The sequence below is a fragment of the Bradyrhizobium diazoefficiens genome, assembly GCF_016612535.1.
In the GTDB taxonomy this organism is placed as follows: Bacteria; Pseudomonadota; Alphaproteobacteria; order Rhizobiales; family Xanthobacteraceae; genus Bradyrhizobium; species Bradyrhizobium diazoefficiens_C.
The window spans coordinates 2,154,383-2,169,811 of sequence record NZ_JAENXS010000002.1; the positions used below are offsets into that span (position 1 = coordinate 2,154,383).

Sequence of the window (15,429 nt, forward strand, 5' to 3'; positions counted from 1 at the left end):
TTACTTGTCCTCCGGATGATGCTGCTGCTCCAGCGGCCGCACGGTGCGATCGCTGCCGGGCATCTTGTCCCGACCGGCATCGCCGTTGGCATCCTTGCCACCCGAGGTCGAGGTACCGCTGCCGCTCGGGTTTGACCTGGGGGCCGTCCCAGTGGTCTGCGAACCCGCCTGCGGGGTGGCGGAGCTTGCGGCGGGATCGCCGGTCACGGCACCGCGCCCGGTGGAGCCGCCCTGCGCCAACGCGGAACCTGCGGTTAGGAATGTGAGAAAAAAGACGGCAATGCCGGCTTTCATAGCGCTCTCCCTGTATCGGCGAGGGCTAACAACAGGGCTTGACCTCCGTTCCTCGGAGCCATTTGTCGGAACGCCAAATTGACTCCGCCAAACGTGAGGTGCGCTTTTTTTCGGAACCGGATGGAACCAATCGGCTTGCCCGCGGTTGGTGTGGTCGGGCTGAGCTAAGCAGGTTCCATTTCCTCGCGCCGCAACCTTGGTGCTTGATTTGCGATTCGGCAGACGCTCTATTTTGACCAATGCGTCCTGCCACGGATTCGGAAGGCGCCTGCGGGGGAATCAGTATGAGCGACCTCGATCCCGGAACAGCATCACGCTCCGGTCGTCGCGTCCCAAAACCAAAACCCAATGGTATGTCGGATTCGGATTCCCGACCAGAATTGCTGCTCGCGCTTCAGGCCATGCGCAGCGGCGACTTTTCGGTGCGCATGAGCGGCGACTATCTCGGGATCGACGGCAAGATCGCCGACACCCTCAATGAAATCATCGCCGCCAACCAGCGCATGGCGCAGCAGCTCGAACTGGTCGGCCAGGTGGTGGGCCGCGAGGGCAAGACCCGCCAGCGCGTGAAGTTCGGCCTCGCCGCTGGCTCCTGGGCCGACATGGAAGGCTCCGTCAACACGCTGATCGACGACCTGCTATGGCCGACGCGCGAGGTGACCCGCGCGGTCGCGGCCGTGGCGCAGGGCGACTTGCTCGATACCGTCAAGCTCGACGTCGAGGGCCGCCCGCTCCGCGGCGAATTCCTGCAATCGGCGACCATCGTCAACACCATGATCAAGCAGCTCGGCGTGTTCACCTCCGAGGTGACGCGTGTCGCGCGCGAGGTCGGCACCGAGGGCAAGCTCGGCGGCCAGGCCCAGGTGCCGGAAGTGACCGGCGTCTGGAAAGACCTGACCGAGAGCGTCAACTCGATGGCGAACAACCTGACCAACCAGGTTCGCAACATCGCCGAGGTGACGATCGCGGTCGCTAACGGCGACCTGTCCAAGAAGATCACGGTCGACGTCCGCGGCGAGATCCTTCAGCTCAAGGAAGCCATCAACACGATGGTGGACCAGCTGCGCTCCTTCGCCTCCGAAGTGACGCGCGTGGCGCGCGAGGTCGGCACCGACGGCAAACTCGGCGGCCAGGCCATCGTGCCCGGCGTCGCCGGCACCTGGAAGGATCTGACGGACTCCGTCAACGCGATGTGCGGCAACCTCACCGCGCAGGTTCGCAACATCGCCAACGTGACCACGGCCGTGGCGCGCGGCGACTTGTCCCGCAAGATCACGGTTGACGTGCGCGGCGAGATCCTGGAGCTGAAGGACACCATCAACACCATGGTGGACCAGCTCAACTCCTTCGCCTCCGAGGTGACGCGCGTGGCGCGCGAAGTCGGCACCGAAGGCAAGCTCGGCGGCCAGGCGCAGGTGCCCGGCGTCGCCGGCACCTGGAAGGACCTCACCGACAACGTCAACTTCATGGCGTCGAACCTGACCGCCCAGGTCCGCAACATCGCCGACGTCGCCACCGCGATCGCCGGCGGCGACTTGTCGAAGAAGATCACCGTGAACGTCTCGGGCGAGATCCTTCAGCTGAAGGAAACGCTCAACACGATGGTCGACCAGCTCAACGCCTTTGCCGGCGAAGTCACGCGCGTGGCGCGCGAGGTCGGCACCGAAGGCCGGCTCGGCGGCCAGGCCAATGTGCTCGGCGTCGCCGGCACGTGGAAGGACCTCACCGAAAGCGTCAACTCGATGGCGTCGAACCTGACCGCACAGGTTCGCAACATCGCCGAGGTGACGACGGCGGTCGCGGGCGGTGACTTGTCGAAAAAGATCACCGTGGACGTGCGCGGCGAAATCCTCGAGCTGAAGGACACCATCAACACCATGGTGGACCAGCTCAACGCTTTCGCCGGCGAAGTCACGCGCGTCGCGCGCGAGGTCGGCACCGAAGGCAAGCTCGGCGGTCAGGCCCAGGTGCGCGGCGTCGCCGGCACCTGGAAGGACTTGACCGACTCGGTCAACTCGATGGCCTCGAACCTGACCGGCCAGGTTCGCAACATCGCCGAAGTCGCGACCGCGGTCGCCAAGGGCGACTTGTCGAAGAAGATCACGGTCAACGTGTCGGGCGAAATCCTTCAGCTGAAGGAGACGCTCAACACCATGGTCGACCAGCTCAACGCCTTCGCCGGCGAAGTGACGCGCGTGGCGCGCGAGGTCGGCACCGAAGGCAAGCTCGGCGGCCAGGCCCAGGTGCCGGGCGTCGCCGGCACCTGGAAGGACTTGACCGACAACGTCAATTCGATGGCGGGCAACCTCACCGCCCAGGTCCGCAACATCGCCGAGGTCGCGACCGCGATCGCCGGCGGTGACCTCTCGCGCAAGATCACGGTGGACGTGCGCGGCGAGATCCTGCAGCTCAAAGACACCCTCAACACCATGGTCGACCAGCTCAACCGCTTCGCGGGCGAGGTGACGCGCGTGGCGCGCGAGGTCGGCACCGAAGGCCGCCTCGGCGGTCAGGCCAACGTGCCCGGCGTCGCCGGCACGTGGAAGGATTTGACCGACAGCGTCAACTCGATGGCGGGTAATCTCACCGCCCAGGTCCGCAATATCGCCGAAGTGACGACCGCCGTGGCGCGCGGCGACTTGTCGCGCAAGATCACCGTGGACGTGAAGGGCGAAATCCTCGAGCTGAAAAACACGATCAACACCATGGTGGACCAGCTCAACGGGTTTGCCGGCGAAGTGACGCGCGTGGCGCGCGAGGTCGGCACCGAAGGCAAGCTCGGCGGCCAGGCCGAGGTGCCCGGCGTCGCCGGCACATGGAAGGATCTCACCGACAACGTCAACTTCATGGCCTCGAATCTGACGGCCCAGGTCCGCAACATCGCCGAGGTCGCGACCGCGATCGCCGGCGGCGATCTGTCGAAGAAGATCACGGTGGACGTGCGCGGCGAGATCCTGCTGCTCAAGGACACCTTGAACACCATGGTCGAGCAGCTCCGTTCCTTCGCCGCCGAAGTGACGCGCGTGGCGCGCGAGGTCGGCACCGAAGGCCGGCTCGGCGGTCAGGCCGTCGTGCCCGGCGTCGGCGGCACCTGGAAAGACCTCACCGACAACGTCAACCTCCTCGCCGCGAACCTCACCACGCAGGTCCGCAACATCGCCGAGGTCACCACGGCGGTGGCCCGCGGCGACTTGTCGCGCAAGATCACCGTGGATGTGAAGGGCGAAATCCTCGAACTCAAGAACACCATCAACACGATGGTGGACCAGCTCAACGCGTTCGCCGGCGAAGTCACGCGTGTTGCGCGCGAAGTCGGCACCGAGGGCGAGCTGGGTGGCCAGGCCCAGGTGCCCGGCGTGGCCGGCACCTGGAAGGACCTCACCGACACCGTCAACTTCATGGCCGCGAACCTGACCGAACAGGTCCGCGGCATCGTCAAGGTCGTGACCGCGGTCGCCAACGGCGACCTCAAGCAGAACCTCACCGTGAAGTCCAAGGGCGAGGTCGCGGCGCTCGCCGACACCATCAACAACATGACCGAGACGCTTGCGACCTTCGCCGATCAGGTGACGTCGGTGGCGCGCGAGGTCGGCGTCGAAGGACGGCTCGGCGGCCAGGCTGACGTGCCCGGCGCGGCCGGTACCTGGAAGGACCTCACCGGCAACGTCAACCTGCTGGCGGCCAACCTCACCTCGCAGGTGCGCGCGATCGCGGAAGTGGCGACCGCCGTGACCAAGGGCGACCTGACGCGGTCGATTCAGGTCGATGCCCGCGGCGAAGTGGCCGAGCTGAAAGACAACATCAACACCATGATCACGAATCTCCGTCTGACGACGGACGTGAACACCGAGCAGGACTGGCTGAAGACCAACCTCGCCAAATTCACCAACATGCTCCAGGGCCAGCGCGATCTCGCCACCGTCGGCCGGCTGCTGCTGACCGAATTGTCGCCGCTGGTGAACGCGCATACCGGCGTGATCTACCAGGTCGAGAACGAGGACGATCCGCAGCTGCTGCTGCTCGCCTCCTATGCCGGCGACGGCATCTATCCCTATCAGCGCGTGCTGCCGATCGGCGACGGCCTGATCGGCCAATGCGCGCTCGACCGGCGACCGCGCGTGGTCGCCGATATTCCCGCCGACGTCGTGCCGATCAACTCGGCCCTGCTCCGCGTCGCGCCGAAGAACCTCGTGGTGCTGCCGGTGCTGTTCGAGGGCCAGGTCAAGGCGGTGATCGAGCTCGCTTCACTCACCTCGTTCACGACCTCGCAGATGACGTTCCTGGAGCAGCTCACCGATTCCATCGGCATCGTGCTCAACTCGATCGAGGCGACGATGCAGACCGAGGGCCTGCTCAAGCAGTCGCAACAGCTCGCCGGCGAGCTCCAGACCCAGCAGCGCGAATTGCAGCAGACCAACGACCAGCTCGAGCAGAAGGCGCAACAGCTCGCCGAACGCAACGTCGAAGTCGAACGCAAGAACCAGGAGATCGAGCAAGCCCGCCGCGCACTCGAGGAAAAGGCGACCGAGCTCGCGCTGACCTCGAAGTACAAGTCCGAATTCCTCGCCAATATGAGCCACGAATTGCGGACGCCGCTGAACTCGATCCTGATCCTGGGACAGCAGCTCACCGACAATCCGGACGGCAATTTGACGGGCAAGCAAGTCGAGTTCGCGCGCACCATCCACGGCGCCGGCACCGACCTGCTCAACCTCATCAGCGACATCCTCGATCTCTCCAAGATCGAGTCCGGCACGGTCACGGTCGACGCCGAGGAGATTTTGACCGCCAACCTGCTCGAAACCGTCGGGCGGCCGTTCCGGCACGAGGCGGAGAACCGCAATCTGTCGTTCAAGATCGACGTCGATCCAAACCTCGCACGCAGCATCGTCACCGACTCCAAGCGCTTGCAGCAGGTGCTGAAGAACCTGCTCTCCAACGCCTTCAAGTTCACGGCCGAAGGCGAAGTGCGCCTGAAAGTCGCCGCGGCAGTCGGCGGCTGGGGCACGGATCACCCGGTGCTGAACTCCGCGCCGGCCGTGATCGCGTTCGAGGTGTCCGATACCGGCATCGGCATCCCCCTGGAGAAGCAGAAGCTGATCTTCGAGGCCTTCCAGCAGGCGGACGCCGGCACGAGCCGCAAATATGGCGGCACCGGCCTCGGCCTTGCCATCAGCCGCGAACTCGCAGGCCTGCTCGGCGGCGAAATCCATCTGCGCAGCTTGCCGGGCAAGGGCTCCTCCTTCACGCTCTATCTGCCGCTGAAATATTCCGGCCCGACGCTGGCGCCGCGCGCCGCGCCGGTGTCGCAGCACAACCAGCCGCCGGCACTCCAGCCGACTGCGCCGGAGCAGCAGCGCGTCATCGAGCAGCTTCCCGACGACCGCCTCAATCTCGAACCTGGCGACAGCATCCTACTGGTCGTCGAGGACGATCCGCATTATGCCCGCATCCTGGTCGACCTCGCGCGTGACAAGGGCTTCAAGGTCCTTGTCGCCGCGCGCGGCGCGGAGGCGCTCGAGCTTGCCAAGCAGTATCAACCGCGTGCCGTGTCGCTCGACGTGTTCCTGCCCGACATGCTCGGCTGGACGGTGCTGAGCCAGCTCAAGCACAACCCGCTGACGCGCCATATTCCGGTGCAGATCATCACGCTCGACGAGGACCGCCAGCATGCGCTGGCGCGCGGCGCCTTCTCTTTCGTCAACAAGCCGACGACGACCGAGGGCGTCTCCGCTGCGCTGACGCAGATCAAGGAATATGCGCGGCCGCGGCGCAAGCGGCTCCTGATCGTCGAGGACAACGAGGCCGAGCAGCTGTCGATCCGGGAGCTGCTGCATCACGACGACATCGAGATCGTGATCACGGACACCGGCGCCGGTGCACTATCGACCCTGCGCGAGGCGCCCTGCGATTGCGTGGTACTCGACCTCAGGCTGCCCGACATGAGCGGCTTCGAGGTGCTGGAGCAAATCCGCTGCGACGACACGCTGTCGAACGTTCCCGTGGTGGTATTCACCGGCCGCGAGCTCTCGGCGGAAGAGGATGCGGAGCTCCACACCATGGCGCGCAGCATCGTGGTCAAGGGCGTGGAATCGCCCGAACGTCTGCTCGACGAGACCGCGCTGTTCCTGCACCGCGTGATCACGGAACTCCCGGTCGAGAAGCAGCGCATGCTGGAGAAGCTGAACAGTTCCGACGAGGATTTGATCGGCAAGACCGCGCTGCTGGTCGACGACGACGCCCGCAATATCTTCGCGCTGTCGAGCGTGCTGGAACGGCGCGGCATGAAAGTGCTGACGGCGACCACCGGCCGCGAGGCGGTCACGCTGGTCGAATCCAATCCGGAAATCGCCATCGTGCTGATGGACATCATGATGCCGCAGATGGATGGCTATCAGACCATCGGCGTGATCCGGGAGAACCCGGCCTTCCTGCGCCTGCCGATCATCGCGCTGACGGCGAAGGCGATGAAGGGCGACCGAGAGAAATGCCTGGAGGCAGGCGCGTCCGATTACCTCGCAAAGCCCGTCAATACCGATCAATTGCTGCTTGCGATTCGCATGTGGCTGCACCGCTGAGTTTGGATCCGAGAATGGACCACGAAAAGGTCAACATCCTCCTCGTCGACGACCAGCCGGCCAAGCTGCTCGCCTACGAGGTGATCTTGAAGGAACTCGGCGAGAACCTCGTAATCGCCTCGTCGGGCCGCGAGGCGCTGGAGGTGCTGCTCAAGACCGAGATCGCGGTGATCCTGGTCGACGTCTGCATGCCCGAGCTCGACGGCTTCGAGCTCGCGGCGATGATCCGCGAGCATCCGCGTTTCCAGAAGACCGCGATGATCTTCATCTCGGCTATTCAAGTCAGCGACATCGACCGCCTCCGGGGCTACGAGATGGGCGCGGTCGATTACGTGCCGGTCCCCGTCGTGCCGGAAGTTCTGCGCGCCAAGGTCAAGGTGTTTGCCGAGCTCTATCGCAAGACGCGCGAGCTGGAGCGGCTGAACCAGGATCTCGAGGATCGCGTCCGCGCCCGCACGGCAGAGTTGGAGAATTCCACCGCCAAGCTGCGCGAGAGCGAAGAGCGGCGTACCATGGCGATCGCCGCCGGCAAGATGGGATCCTGGGATTGGGATTGGGTCAACGGCGACTGGATGTGGGACGAAGGCCAGTACCGCATCTTCGGCGTGACGCCGGAGTCCTTCAACGTCACCTCGGCCAACATCCAGGCGCTGCTGCACCCGGATGACGTCGACCAGTTCGACCAGGCGATTGCCGCGTTCAATACCGGCGCGCACGCCTACGAGGGAGAATTTCGCGTCAGCCGGCCCGATGGTGAGGTGCGCTGGTGCGTGGGCACGGCAGCCGCAACCGTGGACCACGCCGGCCGCGTGGTGCGGGTCAGCGGTGTCACCGTCGACATTACCGAACGCAAGCGCGCCGAGGAACGGCAGAACCTTCTGGCGCGGGAGGTCGATCATCGCGCCAAGAATGCGCTGGCGTTGGCGCAGTCGATCGTGCGCCTCACCCGCGCCGACGAGGTCAAGGCCTACGTCAACGCCGTCGAGGGGCGCATCAATGCGCTCGCGCGCGTGCACACCATTCTGTCACTGTCGAGCTGGCAGGGTGCAGAGCTCTCCAAGCTGATCGAGGAAGAGCTTGCGCCCTATTCGCTCGGCGGACAGATCAAGCTTGCGGGGCCAGAAGTGCAATTGCTGCCGGCGACGGCCCAGACGCTGGCGCTGGCGCTGCACGAGCTCTTCACCAATTCGGCGAAGTATGGCGCGCTCTCGGCACGATCGGGGCGGCTCGCGATCGGCTGGCAGGCCGAGAACGAACTCCTGACATTGACCTGGGAGGAAACCGGCGGCCCGCTGGTCAGGACGCCGAAGTCGCGTGGCTTCGGGACGAGAAGCCTGCTGGCCAGTGTCGAATCCCAGCTCGGCGGACAGGCGCAATTCGATTGGCGCGCCGAGGGCCTGTTGTGCCGCCTCGAGGTGCCGTTGACGCGCAAGGGAGCGACCACACCGGCAGCGCAGGACAAATTCGAGGCCAGCACCTCCCCTGAACTCCAGCGCGCGTTGGGTTAGCGCGACGCAGCCACTCTCATTCGTGGCATCGGCCGGGATTCACCGGCAACGCGCCCTTCGAGCCAGGCTTCGGTTTCTGCGAGATCACGCAGCGCCGTCGCGTAGCGGCGGGCCGCGCTGCGCTCGGCCCCGCGCGGCAGCTTGCGCGCCTTGCGCAACATGTCGGCCGCGGCGTTGCGGTAGGCCAGCGAGCGATAGAGAAAGACTACCTTGCCCATATCGAATGTTCCCGTGTTGATGGCGTATATCCTCGCAAGCTGGGCATGAACGTCGGATGAAGCGGGTGATGACAATTCGTTCATGCGGGATGGAACCGGCGATCGTCGCCCGCGTTTGAATGCCAGATCGAGCGGCAGTTCCATGCGTGTAAAAAAGACGCCAAAGCTGATCTCTCCTACCGGTGTCATCAAGCTGATGACGCATGCGATGATGGGCGCGGCACTCGGTCTTGCCTTCACGCTTGCGCTCATCCTGGCCAATCCTGCGGTCGCGGAATTGCTCAACCACGGCGGAAGTGGGGCCTTCTTGGTCTTTGTCGTCACGTTGGTGACGACGTTTGCAATCGGTGCAGCGCTGACCGGCATCGTGTTCATCCTCAACGAGGACAAGGAATCTTGAAGCGCGCATGAAATGCATGCGCCGCTTTGTTCGGAACTCCTGCGGCGATTGGCGGTTGGCTGCCTGCGTCAATTCAACTCAGGGAGTTCCCCCGCATGAAAACGATCAAGCTCGCTCTCGCCGTGATGCTGGCAACCGGCCTTGCCGCAGCCCCGTTCGCCGCGCAGGCCAAGTCGCACAAGAAGCACCACTCCTCTATGTCGCAGACCACGACGGGCGCTAATATGAAGTCCAAGGGCAGCGATGCCTCCGGCCAGGGCGGCTCCGGTCCCGGTTCAGACCAGGGCGGCACCATGTCGAACAACAAGAGCGCCCCGAGCAACACCAAGTAAGCTCGCCAGAAGCTCAGGCCCCGCGAACGCGGGGCCTTTTGCTTCGGGCTCGAACATTCTCAAGGCCACATGGTCGGTGCGCGGATCAGAGCATCCCGACCGGCCCGCTTCAGATCGTCGACCGAGCAGTGCCCCGCCCGAACAAGATCACTCAGTCTTGCGGCAACGCGTTGGCGCGTCGCCGCCTCGGACGGAGCAAGGTCGGCGCAGATCTCATCGAGAACCGCCCACAGCAGGGCGGCCATTTCGGCATCCGGCATTGACGGGCTCGGGCATGTCGCGTTGCGCGACCGCTTTAGCTGCGTCGGATGTCAGTGATGTTAAGGCGGCGGCTGACGGAATTCGTCTTCACGAGATAGTCAAGCTGCGCCCGCTTGCGCGCGATCAAAAGCTGGGCGGTGGCATCGTCGAGGCCCTCGCGCTGCAATTGCCGGATCGCGGAGCCCAGTTCGAGGATCTCGGCACGCAACTTCAGAATCCGGTAGGCGTCCGGGTCTTCCTCCACCGCACGCCTCCATCCGCCGTGTGTTTCTAACGCCTCAGCGGCGCGCGGTTGCGCGTGCCAGCTGGCTATCGCTCTTCACCAGGCGAAGACGCACCCGGTGGCGGACGTCTGGCAGGACATCGCAGCCACCCGCGGCCTTCCATTCGGCGATCAGCAGGTTGATTTTCCGGCGCAGATCCATCTGCGCCAGGGCTTTTTCGGTGCAGTCGCGATCGCGGTCGACGAGGTCGCGCACGGACGCCTCGACATCGGCCATTTCCAGCCTCAAGGCGCTGATTTTGCGTCGAATTTCATTAATTCTGTTGTCCATGGCTTGTTAGAACAAAATAAGAACGTATAGTCAAGCCACGAATTCAGAACGGAGAGTGGACATGCAGGTTCAAGGTAAATACGACGCCAAGGCTTTTCTCGTCGAGCAGATGACCCGGGCGCAGGGGCTGCGGTTGAAGCGGCTCAGTGAAGAGGCCTACCAGCCCGCGCAATACAATCGGGGTCTGTCCTCTTCCGAAGCCGCGCGCCGTATCCAGGTGCTGGAGGCGGAGATCGAACTCGCGAACTCCTTCTAGGGAGCGCGGCCGGCACTCTTGGAACGTTATGTAAGCATTACGGTTCTTTCCCCAGATCACGGGAGAGAGTTGATGGCACGCAAGGCAAAGAAGCGCCGGTACTCGCGCAGCTCCGGCAGTGATGTCGAGCGCGAGATGCGCCGTTACAAGAAAGGCACCGCCAAAAGCGGACCGGGCGGTCGCGGCGGGCGCGTGAAGAGCCGCAAGCAGGCGATTGCGATCGGCCTCTCGGAGGCGCGCAAGAAGGGCAAGAAGGTCCCGAAGAAGGCGTCGAAGCGAAAGACGTCCAAGAAAAAGGCCACCAAGAAGAAGAAGAAGAAGAAGAAGAGCTCGAAGCGGAAATCCGCCAAGCGGTGACCTGACCGGCGTCAGATCATGGTGCCCGGCATGAAGCAGCGGATCGAAATGCCGAACGCTGTCTTGACCGGCCAAACCATGGTGCGACCGGCGCGGTTCGGCTCGGTGATGACGGCGTCGTCAGGCACATCCACCCACTGCCCGTCGAGCCGCACCCGATAGTGCCCGTTGTGCGATTCCCAATCGGGATCCGAAACGGCAAATCCATCGGCATCCGAGCAGCACGGACCGAGATGGCTGCGCAGGCTGTCAAACCAGGGCTTCAGCGGCGAGTCGGCGTAGCGGCCGTCATCGCGCCCCATGGCACTTCCGGTCGCCAGAACGAGCGGCGTCACAAGTAGCGCGTATCTCAGCGAGAGCTTTAATCGATCCATGTCGGCACCGATCAATGCGGGACCACCGGCCGGTTCCATAAAGCGGCCGGACGTCCGAAGTTCCACGCCTGCAATTCGCCCTGCCGGCCTCATTGCCGCCAACGCGCAAGCATGCGCCTTCGAAGTCTGACGAGCGAACGCGGCTTTTTCGGACGAACCAGTCATCATTGCTGCCGTTAACGAGAATGTTATCGATCGCCTGTGGGTATCTCGCAGGCGCGCACGAAAAAGGCGGCCCGCAGGCCGCCTTGTGAATTTGCCGTCGAAGCCGCGGGACTTACGCCAGCGGTACCGCGACGAACCGGGTCGCCTCCGCGCTTTTCACCTGCAACAGCACGCTGTGCTTGCCGGACGATTTGGCCTGCGCCAGCTCGGAGCGAACGTCGCCGACATTGGCGACGGCCTTGCCGCCGACATTGAGGATGACGTCGCCGGTCTGGATGCCGCGCTGCGCGGCCGGTCCTTGCGGATCGACCTCGGTGACGACGACGCCCTTCTGGCCTGCGCCCTGGACATCGCCGGCCGGCGCCAGGCTAAGGCCGAGGTGCGGCGTGCCGGCACCCGGCTGCGCCTTGCCTTCATCCGCCTTCGCCTGATGCTCGTTCGGCAGTTCGCCGAGCGCCAGCGTCACGGTCTTGCTCTCGCCCTTGTGGACGATGTCGAGCTTCACGGACGTGCCCGGCGCCAGCGTCGCGATGGTGCGGGCGAGATCGCGGGAGTCCTTGACCGCATTGCCGTTGACGGCGGTGATGACGTCGCCCGCCTCGATGCCGGCCTTCGCCGCCGGGCTGCCGTCCTGGGGATTGTCGACGATCGCACCGCGTGCCGCCTTCAGGCCGAGGCTGTCGGCGATCTCTGATGTCACCGGCTGCACCTGCACGCCGAGCCAGCCGCGAGTGACCGCGCCCTTGTCCTTCAGCTGCGCGACGACGAGCTTCGCGGTCGAGGCCGGAATGTCGAAGCCGATGCCGACCGAGCCGCCAGAGGGCGAGAAGATCGCGGTGTTCACGCCGATCACGTTGCCGTTCATGTCGAAGGCCGGACCGCCGGAATTGCCCTTGTTGATGGGGGCATCGATCTGGATGAAGTCGTCATAGGGACCGTTGCCGATGTCGCGGCCGCTGGCCGAGACGATGCCGGCCGTCACCGTGCCGCCGAGGCCAAAGGGATTGCCGACCGCGACCACCCAGTCACCGATCCGGGGCTTCTGGTCGGAGAACTTGACGAACGGAAAGTTCGACTTGCCCTCAACCTTGATCAGCGCGAGATCGGTCTTCGGATCGGTGCCGACCACCTTCGCGGTGTAGATCGTGCCGTCATCCGTCGTTACCTGCACCGACTGCGCATGGTCGACGACATGGTTGTTGGTCACGGCGTAGCCGTCAGCCGAGATGAAGAAGCCGGAGCCTTCGCCCGTGATGATCTGGTGGCGTTCACGCGGCATGCCGTTCATGCCGTTAGGCAAGCGGAAGCCGAACTGCCGCGAGAACTGGTCGAACGGGGAATCCTCGTCCTGGTCCATCCGGTTCTGTTGCAACATCGCGCTCTTGTCGCTGTCCTGGTCGATCTTCACCCGCACCGAGATGACGGCCGGTTTGACCTTGCTGACGAGGTCGCCGAAGCCCGGCGGTGTCGTCGCCGCCTCTGCGGCATGCGCAGGCGAAATCAGGGAGGTCACGCCGAACTGCGTTGAAGCGGGAGATGCGGCCAGCATGGCCACGCCAAGCGCGGCCACGGTGCCGAGCAGCGCCAGCCGGCGCGGCTTCAGAATTCTGCGGGAGGTGGTGGTGTCGGAATTGACGCGATCTTTCATGTCGAAATGTCCATGTTGGTGAAGGTGTCGCCCTGCACGCAACATGGGCGCCCCCACCTTACGGTGTCCCGTCCACGCGATTAATTCTTGGAAAAGTTGCCGCGGCCAGCAGCCGCAGGCCTTGTTCTCTCAGGAGCCTTGTTCTCTCAGGAGACGCCGCACCGTGCGCGATGCCTCAGCGAGCAATATCGTGAAGAATTGCAGCCAGGGTCTCACGCCGCGGCGGGTCTCTCCCATGCCGCGGCCGCGATGGCATCGTCTTCGCGTTGCGCATTGCACGCGTCGTAATGGGCTTTCAGCGCGATCTCTGCGAGATGTTCGAAATGTTCGGCCTGGCCGAGCAGTTGCCAGTTCTGGAGCGGCCGATAGGCCGCCTGCTGACGACAGAGGGACGCCAGCGCGCGGTAACGACGTACGTTCTCCATGAGACCCTCCCTCGCGTTCACAAGCGCTTATTGCCCTGATTTGCGTCAGGCCGATGGCGGTTGTGCAAAACATTTGCTGCGTGCACTGCACGCCCGATCGCAGTTAACTTTTGAGAAATACGCGCCCAGACTGTGGTTCCTATCGCGCCGATTTGCACGCGGAACTCGGCTGCGTGGACTGGTGGCCTAGGCGTAGCGGCGGCGCTCGACATCGATGCCGATCAGATCGAAATAATGTTCGATCGGTTCGGGCCGCCCGACGAAATAGCCCTGCATCTCCTCGCAGGCCTCGTATTCCAGGAAGGCGCGCTGCTCTTCCGTCTCCACCCCTTCCGCAACGACCGGGATGTGCAGGGCGTGCGCAAGGCTCAGGACCGCGCGGACGATCTCGGCCGATTGCGGCGTCGCCTCGAGGTTGGAGATGAAGCTCCGGTCGATCTTGATCTTGTCGAACGGGAACGACTGGAGATAGGACAGCGACGAATACCCTGTGCCGAAATCGTCCATCGCGATACGAATGCCGAGTGCCTTCAGCCGCCGCAGCAGATTGAGTGCGCGGGTGAAATCGCCGATCAGCACGCCCTCGGTGATCTCGACCTCGAGCCGGGTCGGCGCCAGCCCCGTTTCGAGCAGGATCTGGTGGATGGACCGTTCGAGGTCGCCGGCCTGGAACTGGACAGGCGACAGATTGACTGCGACCTGCAACGGCTTCGGCCAGGACGCCGCCTCGTGGCAGGCCTCGCGCAGCACCCATTCGCCGATCTCGATGATCTGCCCGTTCTCCTCGGCCAACGGAATGAACTGGTCGGGCGGCACGAAGCCCCGGGTCGGATGGTTCCAGCGCAGCAGCGCCTCGAAGCCGATGATCTCGCCACCCATCCGCGCCTGCGGCTGGAAGTAGACGAGGAACTGGTTCTGCTCGAGCGCGTGGCGCAGATCGTGCTGCAACAGCCTGCGGTCGCGCAGCTCCCGGTCCATCTCGGTTTCGAAGAAGCAGACCCTGCCCCGGCCTTCGCGTTTGGCGCGATAGAGCGCGGAATCGGCGTTCGCAAGCAGCGTTGCCGCGTCCACGCCGTCATCCGGATAGACGGCGATGCCGACACTGAGGCCCACATGGGAGAGGTAGTCGTCGACCTCGAGTTCGTTGCCGATCGCCTCGACCAGACGCTCGGCGAGCGAGAGGACGTCGTCGCGGCGGACGTCGTCCGGCATCAGGATCATGAACTCGTCGCCGCCAATGCGGGCGACGAAGGCCCCATCGGCTTCCCCAGCAAGGCGCTCGGCGGCTGCCCGCATCAGCATGTCGCCCACGGGGTGGCCGAACACGTCGTTGACTTCCTTGAAGCGATCGAGATCCAGGCTCAGCACTGCAAAATTGGTCGACGTCTCCTGCGCTCGCTCCAGCCGTTCGGCGAGCGCCGCGTTGAAAGCACTGCGGTTCGGCAGGTCCGTCAAGGCATCATACTGTGCAAGATGGCTGATATGCGCCTCATTGGTGATCCGCTCGGTGACGTCCTCGATCACGCCGACCAGATATTGCGGCGCGCCGCTGCCGTCGCGAACCAGCAGCTTGCGGGAATTGACCAGGCGATCATGGCCGTTGACGCCGATTTCGAGCCGATGCCCTTCCAAGATCAACGGCCCGCCGCTGTCGACGACGCGGCGATCCAGCTCGTTGATGGCGCTGGCAACATCCTCCGGAAAGATCTGGTCAGGGGTTTTGCCCAGCATCCGATGGCGGGGCATGCCGAAATATTCTTCGCCGGCGCGGTTGAGCAGGACGTAGCGGGAATCCCTGGCGTCCTTCGCAAACACCGCGATCGGGATATTCTCGATGATGCTGTCGAGGAATTCGCGCGCGCGCAGCAGATCCTGCTCGGCACGCTTGTGCGTCTGCTCGAGCTCCTCGATCATCAGCTTGATCGCGCGGTCGGTGCGCCGACGATCGCTGTCGCCCTCCTCATAGGCCGCGCTGACGAGATCGCCGAGCCTGGTCAAATCGACCTGCCCGGACTCGTCCGTCGCCTGGCGAATCTGCCGTGCCAACAGGCGATGCATG

The 15,429-nt window shown here is 64.3% G+C and carries 15 protein-coding genes; 6 read left to right on the forward strand and 9 right to left on the reverse strand.

All coding sequences use genetic code 11. The features are described 5' to 3' along the window. Entirely contained in the window at window positions 1–294 is a 294-nt protein-coding gene (locus JJE66_RS26990) for a hypothetical protein (protein ID WP_200517489.1), read from the reverse strand. 284 nt (window positions 295–578) lie between these two features. Here JJE66_RS26990 and JJE66_RS26995 point away from each other — a divergent pair, with 284 nt between their 5' ends. Together JJE66_RS26995 and JJE66_RS27000 are read left to right on the forward strand one after the other, a co-directional pair. Next, window positions 579–6,872, forward strand: a complete 6,294-nt coding sequence (locus tag JJE66_RS26995) for a HAMP domain-containing protein (RefSeq protein WP_200517490.1) — start codon at window positions 579–581, stop codon at window positions 6,870–6,872. Between the two features lie 14 nt (window positions 6,873–6,886). Continuing rightward, window positions 6,887–8,380: an HWE histidine kinase domain-containing protein gene (locus tag JJE66_RS27000; protein ID WP_200517491.1), complete on the forward strand. Its 1,494-nt coding sequence runs from the start codon at window positions 6,887–6,889 to the stop codon at window positions 8,378–8,380. On the opposite strand, the gene JJE66_RS38210 is transcribed toward JJE66_RS27000, so the two are convergent. Next, window positions 8,377–8,742 (reverse strand): hypothetical protein, encoded by a 366-nt coding sequence (locus JJE66_RS38210; RefSeq protein WP_246756538.1) that lies wholly within the window; start codon window positions 8,740–8,742, stop codon window positions 8,377–8,379. The two genes, JJE66_RS27000 and JJE66_RS38210, sit on opposite strands and share 4 nt — an antisense overlap. Here JJE66_RS38210 and JJE66_RS27010 point away from each other — a divergent pair. Both JJE66_RS27010 and JJE66_RS27015 read left to right on the forward strand, forming a co-directional pair. Next, entirely contained in the window at window positions 8,741–8,998 is a 258-nt protein-coding gene (locus JJE66_RS27010; RefSeq protein ID WP_200517492.1) for a hypothetical protein, read from the forward strand. The two genes, JJE66_RS38210 and JJE66_RS27010, sit on opposite strands and share 2 nt — an antisense overlap. Before the next feature lie 95 nt (window positions 8,999–9,093). Then, on the forward strand, window positions 9,094–9,330 hold the full coding sequence (locus tag JJE66_RS27015) for a hypothetical protein (protein WP_200517493.1): 237 nt from the start codon (window positions 9,094–9,096) through the stop codon (window positions 9,328–9,330). Window positions 9,331–9,389: 59 nt separating this feature from the next. Here the strand turns inward: JJE66_RS27015 and JJE66_RS27020 are convergent, their stop codons facing one another. Genes JJE66_RS27020 through JJE66_RS27030 form a run of 3 tightly spaced genes read right to left on the reverse strand, consistent with a single transcriptional unit; the run spans window position 9,390 to window position 10,091 of the window. Then, window positions 9,390–9,590, reverse strand: coding sequence for a hypothetical protein (locus tag JJE66_RS27020; protein ID WP_200517494.1), 201 nt, complete (start codon window positions 9,588–9,590; stop codon window positions 9,390–9,392). Between the two features lie 35 nt (window positions 9,591–9,625). Continuing rightward, window positions 9,626–9,835: a hypothetical protein gene (locus tag JJE66_RS27025; RefSeq protein WP_200517495.1), complete on the reverse strand. Its 210-nt coding sequence runs from the start codon at window positions 9,833–9,835 to the stop codon at window positions 9,626–9,628. Window positions 9,836–9,869: 34 nt separating this feature from the next. Further along, window positions 9,870–10,091 carry a hypothetical protein gene (locus tag JJE66_RS27030; RefSeq protein WP_200518795.1) on the reverse strand — a complete coding sequence of 74 codons (222 nt, stop codon included), beginning with the start codon at window positions 10,089–10,091 and terminating at the stop codon, window positions 9,870–9,872. Between the two features lie 115 nt (window positions 10,092–10,206). Here JJE66_RS27030 and JJE66_RS27035 point away from each other — a divergent pair, with 115 nt between their 5' ends. Both JJE66_RS27035 and JJE66_RS27040 read left to right on the forward strand, forming a co-directional pair. Then, window positions 10,207–10,401 carry a DUF3072 domain-containing protein gene (locus JJE66_RS27035; protein WP_200517496.1) on the forward strand — a complete coding sequence of 65 codons (195 nt, stop codon included), beginning with the start codon at window positions 10,207–10,209 and terminating at the stop codon, window positions 10,399–10,401. A 72-nt stretch (window positions 10,402–10,473) separates the two neighbouring features. Beyond that, window positions 10,474–10,758 (forward strand): DUF6496 domain-containing protein, encoded by a 285-nt coding sequence (locus JJE66_RS27040; protein ID WP_200517497.1) that lies wholly within the window; start codon window positions 10,474–10,476, stop codon window positions 10,756–10,758. Window positions 10,759–10,769: 11 nt separating this feature from the next. Here JJE66_RS27040 and JJE66_RS27045 read toward each other — a convergent pair whose 3' ends face one another. From JJE66_RS27045 to JJE66_RS27060, 4 genes are all read right to left on the reverse strand, one after another. Next, a complete protein-coding gene (locus JJE66_RS27045) occupies window positions 10,770–11,132 on the reverse strand; it encodes a hypothetical protein (protein ID WP_409362851.1) in 363 nt (120 codons plus the stop codon). A gap of 277 nt (window positions 11,133–11,409) precedes the next feature. Further along, the gene (locus JJE66_RS27050; RefSeq protein WP_200517498.1) at window positions 11,410–12,945 is read right to left on the reverse strand and encodes a Do family serine endopeptidase; all 1,536 of its coding nucleotides are present in this window, start codon (window positions 12,943–12,945) and stop codon (window positions 11,410–11,412) included. A gap of 212 nt (window positions 12,946–13,157) precedes the next feature. Beyond that, window positions 13,158–13,370 (reverse strand): hypothetical protein, encoded by a 213-nt coding sequence (locus JJE66_RS27055; protein WP_200517499.1) that lies wholly within the window; start codon window positions 13,368–13,370, stop codon window positions 13,158–13,160. A gap of 186 nt (window positions 13,371–13,556) precedes the next feature. After that, window positions 13,557–15,428, reverse strand: coding sequence for a bifunctional diguanylate cyclase/phosphodiesterase (locus JJE66_RS27060; RefSeq protein ID WP_246756670.1), 1,872 nt, complete (start codon window positions 15,426–15,428; stop codon window positions 13,557–13,559). Window position 15,429: the final 1 nt, after the last annotated feature.

What these genes read in the sequence shown, in the direction of transcription:
- JJE66_RS26990 (WP_200517489.1), bottom strand. Translation starts at nt 294, where the DNA reads ATGAAAGCCGGCATTGCCGTCTTTTTTCTCACATTCCTAACCGCAGGT.
- JJE66_RS26995 (WP_200517490.1), top strand. Translation starts at nt 579, where the DNA reads ATGAGCGACCTCGATCCCGGAACAGCATCACGCTCCGGTCGTCGCGTC.
- JJE66_RS27000 (WP_200517491.1), top strand. Translation starts at nt 6,887, where the DNA reads ATGGACCACGAAAAGGTCAACATCCTCCTCGTCGACGACCAGCCGGCC.
- JJE66_RS27010 (WP_200517492.1), top strand. Translation starts at nt 8,741, where the DNA reads ATGCGTGTAAAAAAGACGCCAAAGCTGATCTCTCCTACCGGTGTCATC.
- JJE66_RS38210 (WP_246756538.1), bottom strand. Translation starts at nt 8,742, where the DNA reads ATGGAACTGCCGCTCGATCTGGCATTCAAACGCGGGCGACGATCGCCG.
- JJE66_RS27015 (WP_200517493.1), top strand. Translation starts at nt 9,094, where the DNA reads ATGAAAACGATCAAGCTCGCTCTCGCCGTGATGCTGGCAACCGGCCTT.
- JJE66_RS27020 (WP_200517494.1), bottom strand. Translation starts at nt 9,590, where the DNA reads ATGCCGGATGCCGAAATGGCCGCCCTGCTGTGGGCGGTTCTCGATGAG.
- JJE66_RS27030 (WP_200518795.1), bottom strand. Translation starts at nt 10,091, where the DNA reads ATGGCCGATGTCGAGGCGTCCGTGCGCGACCTCGTCGACCGCGATCGC.
- JJE66_RS27035 (WP_200517496.1), top strand. Translation starts at nt 10,207, where the DNA reads ATGCAGGTTCAAGGTAAATACGACGCCAAGGCTTTTCTCGTCGAGCAG.
- JJE66_RS27040 (WP_200517497.1), top strand. Translation starts at nt 10,474, where the DNA reads ATGGCACGCAAGGCAAAGAAGCGCCGGTACTCGCGCAGCTCCGGCAGT.
- JJE66_RS27045 (WP_409362851.1), bottom strand. Translation starts at nt 11,132, where the DNA reads ATGGATCGATTAAAGCTCTCGCTGAGATACGCGCTACTTGTGACGCCG.
- JJE66_RS27050 (WP_200517498.1), bottom strand. Translation starts at nt 12,945, where the DNA reads ATGAAAGATCGCGTCAATTCCGACACCACCACCTCCCGCAGAATTCTG.
- JJE66_RS27055 (WP_200517499.1), bottom strand. Translation starts at nt 13,370, where the DNA reads ATGGAGAACGTACGTCGTTACCGCGCGCTGGCGTCCCTCTGTCGTCAG.
- JJE66_RS27060 (WP_246756670.1), bottom strand. Translation starts at nt 15,428, where the DNA reads ATGCATCGCCTGTTGGCACGGCAGATTCGCCAGGCGACGGACGAGTCC.